General features: G+C 44.7%; 2 protein-coding genes and 2 rRNA genes (1 of these 4 only partly in view). All 4 read left to right on the top strand.

Annotation, left to right across the window (positions count from 1 at the left end):
• Positions 1–103 precede the first annotated feature (103 nt).
• The gene (glcT, locus tag QNN06_RS01530) at positions 104–946 is read left to right on the top strand and encodes a glucose PTS transporter transcription antiterminator GlcT (RefSeq protein ID WP_284036806.1); all 843 of its coding nucleotides are present in this window, start codon (positions 104–106) and stop codon (positions 944–946) included.
• 181 nt (positions 947–1,127) lie between these two features.
• Positions 1,128–3,197 (top strand): glucose-specific PTS transporter subunit IIBC, encoded by a 2,070-nt coding sequence (gene ptsG / locus QNN06_RS01535; RefSeq protein WP_284036807.1) that lies wholly within the window; start codon positions 1,128–1,130, stop codon positions 3,195–3,197.
• Positions 3,198–3,520: 323 nt separating this feature from the next.
• A 16S ribosomal RNA gene (locus QNN06_RS01540) occupies positions 3,521–5,070 on the top strand.
• A gap of 310 nt (positions 5,071–5,380) precedes the next feature.
• Positions 5,381–6,000, top strand: a 23S ribosomal RNA gene (locus QNN06_RS01545) (it continues 2,315 nt past the right edge of the window).
• Together the 16S and 23S rRNA genes form the textbook arrangement of a ribosomal RNA operon.

Consider the following 6,000-nt stretch of genomic DNA (forward strand, 5'->3'; position numbering starts at 1 on the left):
CTGGTCAAAGATATTGATGTCATGAAATTGTCGTTGACTTCCTGATGGGGCTCTTTTAGTATGATAATACTAATTGTTTTATTTGAAATGAGGATCAAAGGGTATGGCAAAACTTCAAATAAATAAGGCTTTAAATAATAATGTATTGATTGCTGAGCACCCTGCCTACAAGGAAGTTGTCATTATCGGCAAAGGCATTGGCTTTAACCGTAAACGGGGCGATTTTATTGATACGGAAAAAGTTGAAAAGCTATTTGTTCTTAAAAATGGAAAAGAGCAGGAAAACTATATTAAACTTCTTCCTTTTATTGACCAAAATGTTCATGAAGTAATCATTTCCGCCATTGGCCTAATAAAGCAGCGTACTCGTTCAGAGTTAAATGAACATATTCATGTTGCTTTAACCGACCACTTAATGTTTGCGCTAACTCGTGTCTCACAAGGGATGGAAATGAGCAATCCATTTTTGGTCGAAACGAAAGCGCTCTATCGTCATGAATATGAGGTGGCAAAGGAAGTCGTGAAATTGATTAAAGATAGAACCGGTATTGAACTCACAGTGGGGGAAATTGGTTTTATTGCTCTCCACATCCACAGTGCCATAACTAATAAGAATCTTTCTGAGGTTAATCAGCATTCCCAGTTGATCAGCAGATTGGTGGATATGGTGGAAGAGCAGTTACTGGTTGAAATTGATAAGGAAAGCATTGATTATATGAGGCTGGTCCGCCATCTTCGTTTTACGATAGAACGTGTCAGAAATGGGGAAAAAGTGGAAGAGCCAGAAAAAATCGCTTCCCTATTGAAGAATGAATATCCGGTGTGCTATAATCTTGCATGGAAGCTCATTAAGGTAATGCAGCAAGCTTTAAAAATGAAAGTGTTCGATGCAGAGGCTGTCTATCTGACGATGCATTTGCAGCGGCTGCAAAATAAATTTAAATAGTCATCGATTTACGTGTTACTGATTCGATCAGGCATGAGTAAAAAATTGATTGAAATGAGGACGTATGGGAACTCTATACCCATATCTTCATTCAATTGGTCTTTTGCTCATGCCTTTTTTGCGTCTTTTTATAAAAAGCATTCATTTAATGAGCTAGAATACAATTTCAGGAGGTTTAAATATGTTTAAGAGAGCTTTTGGCGTCTTACAAAAAGTCGGTAAAGCATTAATGTTACCGGTTGCATTACTGCCGGCTGCAGGGATCTTGCTGGCGTTAGGTGCGGCTTTAGTTAACCCGGCATTATTAGATTTGGCACCTTTCTTAGATAACGAAGGTGTCAGAATGGTTGCGAATGTAATGAAAAACGCCGGGGATATTGTCTTTGGTAACTTACCGCTCTTATTTGCGGTCGGGGTTGCTGTAGGATTAGCTGGTGGGGAAGGAACAGCTGGACTTGCTGCTATTATTGGTTATTTAATTATGAACGTCACAATGGGCACTGTTTTAGGGATTGATACGAAGGATATTAATGGTACAAGCTATGTTAGTGTCCTGGGAATCCCAACTCTTCAAACAGGTGTATTTGGCGGTATTATCGTCGGTATTATCGCCTCAGCTTTATATAATAAGTTCTATGAAATTGAATTACCTTCCTATTTAGGGTTCTTTGCCGGAAAACGGTTTGTGCCGATTATTACGGCAGGAACAGCCATCGTTTTAGGTTTGATCATGTTAGTCATCTGGCCGCCAATCCAGCATGGCTTGAATTCATTCTCAACAAACATGGTTGATGCCAATAGAACATTAGCTGCATTTATTTTCGGGGTTATTGAACGTTCGTTAATTCCTTTTGGTTTGCATCACATTTTCTATTCGCCATTCTGGTATGAATTTGGCAGTTATACAACAAAAGCAGGCCAGGTGGTTCATGGTGACCAACGGATCTTTATGGCTCAGATTTCTGACCATGTGAAAAACCTGACAGCTGGTACATTTATGACTGGTAAATTCCCATTCATGATGTTCGGTCTTCCGGCTGCTGCATTAGCTATTTATCATGAAGCGAGGTCTGAAAAGAAAGTGATGGTTGGTGGATTAATGGCATCTGCAGCCTTAACATCATTTTTAACAGGTATTACTGAACCTATTGAATTCTCATTTCTTTTCGTAGCACCGGTTTTATTTGGAATTCATGCGATTTTTGCAGGTCTTTCTTTCATGGTGATGCACCTATTAGATGTAAAAATCGGGATGACCTTCTCTGGCGGTTTAATTGACTACATTCTGTTTGGTTTAATTAACCCGCAAACACATGCTTGGCTTGTGATTCCGGTCGGTCTTGTGTTTGCTGTGATTTATTACTTTGGATTCCGCTTCGCTATTCGCAAATTTAATTTAAAAACACCTGGCCGGGAATTGGAGGAAGAAGAAAATCAGGCGCCAACCGGCAAGGCGGGCTCTGGTGATTTAGCTGGGAATATCCTTGATGCGATGGGCGGCAAGCAAAACATTGCCCATTTAGACGCGTGTATTACCCGTCTCCGTGTATCTGTTAACGATATTAAACAAGTGGATAAAAATGAATTGAAAAAGCTTGGGGCAGCTGGTGTTCTTGAGGTAGGGAATAATATCCAGGCCATTTTTGGACCGCGATCTGAAACCATAAAGGGACAAATGAAAGATATAATGGAAGGAAAGCGTCCACGCACCACTGCTGTAGTTGCGCCAGAAAAAGGTGTAGAACAGCAAATTGAAGAAATAAATCCAGAGGCGCTTCAATCAGAGCATAAAGGGGAAGATGTATTTGTTTCTCCTATTAAAGGAGAAATCAAACCAATCACTGAAGTGCCTGATCAAGTATTTGCAGGTAAAATGATGGGTGATGGCTTTGCGATTGTTCCTGAGGAAGGCATGGTTGTATCTCCTGTTGACGGTAAAATTGTTAACCTGTTCCCAACAAAGCACGCCTTAGGCATTCTTTCTGATAACGGCCGTGAAATTCTTGTTCACGTAGGTATCGACACAGTTAACCTGAAGGGTGAAGGCTTTGAAACATTGGTGTCTGAAAATGACCGTGTTACAAAAGGCCAGCCGCTGTTAAAGTTTGATATTTCCTATATTAAAGAGCATGCCAAATCAACGATTACACCGATTGTCTTTACCAACTTAACTGAGGGTGAAAAGGTAGTTATTGAAAAGCAAGGGCTTGTAGACATTAAGCAAGAAGGCATTATTAAAATAACAAAGTAATGTATTAAGTTGCCGGCTCTTTATAAGGGCCGGTTATTTTTTTTGAAAAAAATCTTTATAATGTGTTGACGAATTTAATCCAGGGTGATAGTATATTAAAGCAGTCGTTACTGGCGAATTAACAACAATTTGATAGTGGATACTTCAAAAAAGTTATTGACTTTGAGAAAACGATGTGATATATTAATAGAGTTGCTTCTGATGAAGTGATTTTAAAAAAATAGTTCTTTGAAAACTAAACAAACAAAAACGTCAACAAACAATAATATTCGTTTCGTTTGAAACGAAGCCAACGTAACATTTTCGAGCTAATCAACTCAACTTTATTGGAGAGTTTGATCCTGGCTCAGGACGAACGCTGGCGGCGTGCCTAATACATGCAAGTCGAGCGAATCACTGGGAGCTTGCTCCCGGTGATTAGCGGCGGACGGGTGAGTAACACGTGGGCAACCTGCCTGTAAGACTGGGATAACTTCGGGAAACCGGAGCTAATACCGGATAATTTCTTCCCTCACATGAGGGAAGGTTGAAAGTCGGTTTCGGCTGACACTTACAGATGGGCCCGCGGCGCATTAGCTAGTTGGTGAGGTAACGGCTCACCAAGGCGACGATGCGTAGCCGACCTGAGAGGGTGATCGGCCACACTGGGACTGAGACACGGCCCAGACTCCTACGGGAGGCAGCAGTAGGGAATCTTCCACAATGGACGAAAGTCTGATGGAGCAACGCCGCGTGAGCGATGAAGGCCTTCGGGTCGTAAAGCTCTGTTGTCAGGGAAGAACAAGTATCGGAGTAACTGCCGGTACCTTGACGGTACCTGACCAGAAAGCCACGGCTAACTACGTGCCAGCAGCCGCGGTAATACGTAGGTGGCAAGCGTTGTCCGGAATTATTGGGCGTAAAGCGCGCGCAGGCGGTCCTTTAAGTCTGATGTGAAAGCCCACGGCTCAACCGTGGAGGGTCATTGGAAACTGGGGGACTTGAGTGCAGAAGAGGAAAGCGGAATTCCACGTGTAGCGGTGAAATGCGTAGAGATGTGGAGGAACACCAGTGGCGAAGGCGGCTTTCTGGTCTGTAACTGACGCTGAGGCGCGAAAGCGTGGGGAGCAAACAGGATTAGATACCCTGGTAGTCCACGCCGTAAACGATGAGTGCTAAGTGTTAGAGGGTTTCCGCCCTTTAGTGCTGCAGCTAACGCATTAAGCACTCCGCCTGGGGAGTACGGCCGCAAGGCTGAAACTCAAAGGAATTGACGGGGGCCCGCACAAGCGGTGGAGCATGTGGTTTAATTCGAAGCAACGCGAAGAACCTTACCAGGTCTTGACATCCTCTGACACTCCTAGAGATAGGAATTTCCCCTTCGGGGGACAGAGTGACAGGTGGTGCATGGTTGTCGTCAGCTCGTGTCGTGAGATGTTGGGTTAAGTCCCGCAACGAGCGCAACCCTTGATCTTAGTTGCCAGCATTCAGTTGGGCACTCTAAGGTGACTGCCGGTGACAAACCGGAGGAAGGTGGGGATGACGTCAAATCATCATGCCCCTTATGACCTGGGCTACACACGTGCTACAATGGATGGTACAAAGGGCAGCGAAGCCGCGAGGTGGAGCCAATCCCATAAAACCATTCTCAGTTCGGATTGCAGGCTGCAACTCGCCTGCATGAAGCCGGAATCGCTAGTAATCGCGGATCAGCATGCCGCGGTGAATACGTTCCCGGGCCTTGTACACACCGCCCGTCACACCACGAGAGTTTGTAACACCCGAAGTCGGTGGGGTAACCGTAAGGAGCCAGCCGCCTAAGGTGGGACAGATGATTGGGGTGAAGTCGTAACAAGGTAGCCGTATCGGAAGGTGCGGCTGGATCACCTCCTTTCTAAGGATAATGCAGTCCTTATGGACTGATAAGAAGTTGACTGTTTCTTGTTTGTTTAGTTTTGAGGGAATTATCTCTCAAAACCTTATTTTTTTGCTCCTGCGCCGCAGTAACTCGAGGAAGTGAATCCTCAGCTCGTCGCAAGGCTGCAAGAAGTAACGCTCTGATGTTTAATCATGATGTGATTGAAGTCAGTAGCCTTGTTCCTTGAAAACTAGTTAATCGTAAAAGAAGAAGTAACCAAGTAAGAACCGAGTAATCGCCATTTTAGTTTTTCTCTCTTATTTTTAAGAGTAAGTAATACCTTTTAGGTTAAGTTAGAAAGGGCGCACGGTGAATGCCTTGGCACTAGGAGCCGATGAAGGACGGGACTAACACCGATATGCTTCGGGGAGCTGTAAGTAAGCGCCGATCCGGAGATTTCCGAATGGGGAAACCCACTGTTCGTAATGGAACAGTATCTTTACCTGAATACATAGGGTATTGAAGGCAGACCCGGGGAACTGAAACATCTAAGTACCCGGAGGAAGAGAAAGCAAACGCGATTCCCTGAGTAGCGGCGAGCGAAACGGGAACAGCCCAAACCGAAAGGCTTGCCTTTCGGGGTTGTAGGACACTCAACATGGAGTTACAAAGGAACGGGGTAGATGAAGCGGTCTGGAAAGGCCGGCCATAGAAGGTAAAAGCCCTGTAGTCGAAACTTCGTTCCCTCCTGAGTGGATCCTGAGTACGGCCGGACACGTGAAATCCGGTCGGAAGCAGGGAGGACCATCTCCCAAGGCTAAATACTCCCTAGTGACCGATAGTGAACCAGTACCGTGAGGGAAAGGTGAAAAGCACCCCGGAAGGGGAGTGAAAGAGATCCTGAAACCGTGTGCCTACAAGTAGTCAGAGCCCGTTCATGGGTGATGGCGTGCCTTTTGTAGAATG

The sequence above is a fragment of the Neobacillus sp. 114 genome (assembly GCF_030127045.1).
GTDB classification, from domain to species: Bacteria; Bacillota; Bacilli; order Bacillales; family Cytobacillaceae; genus Neobacillus; species Neobacillus rhizophilus.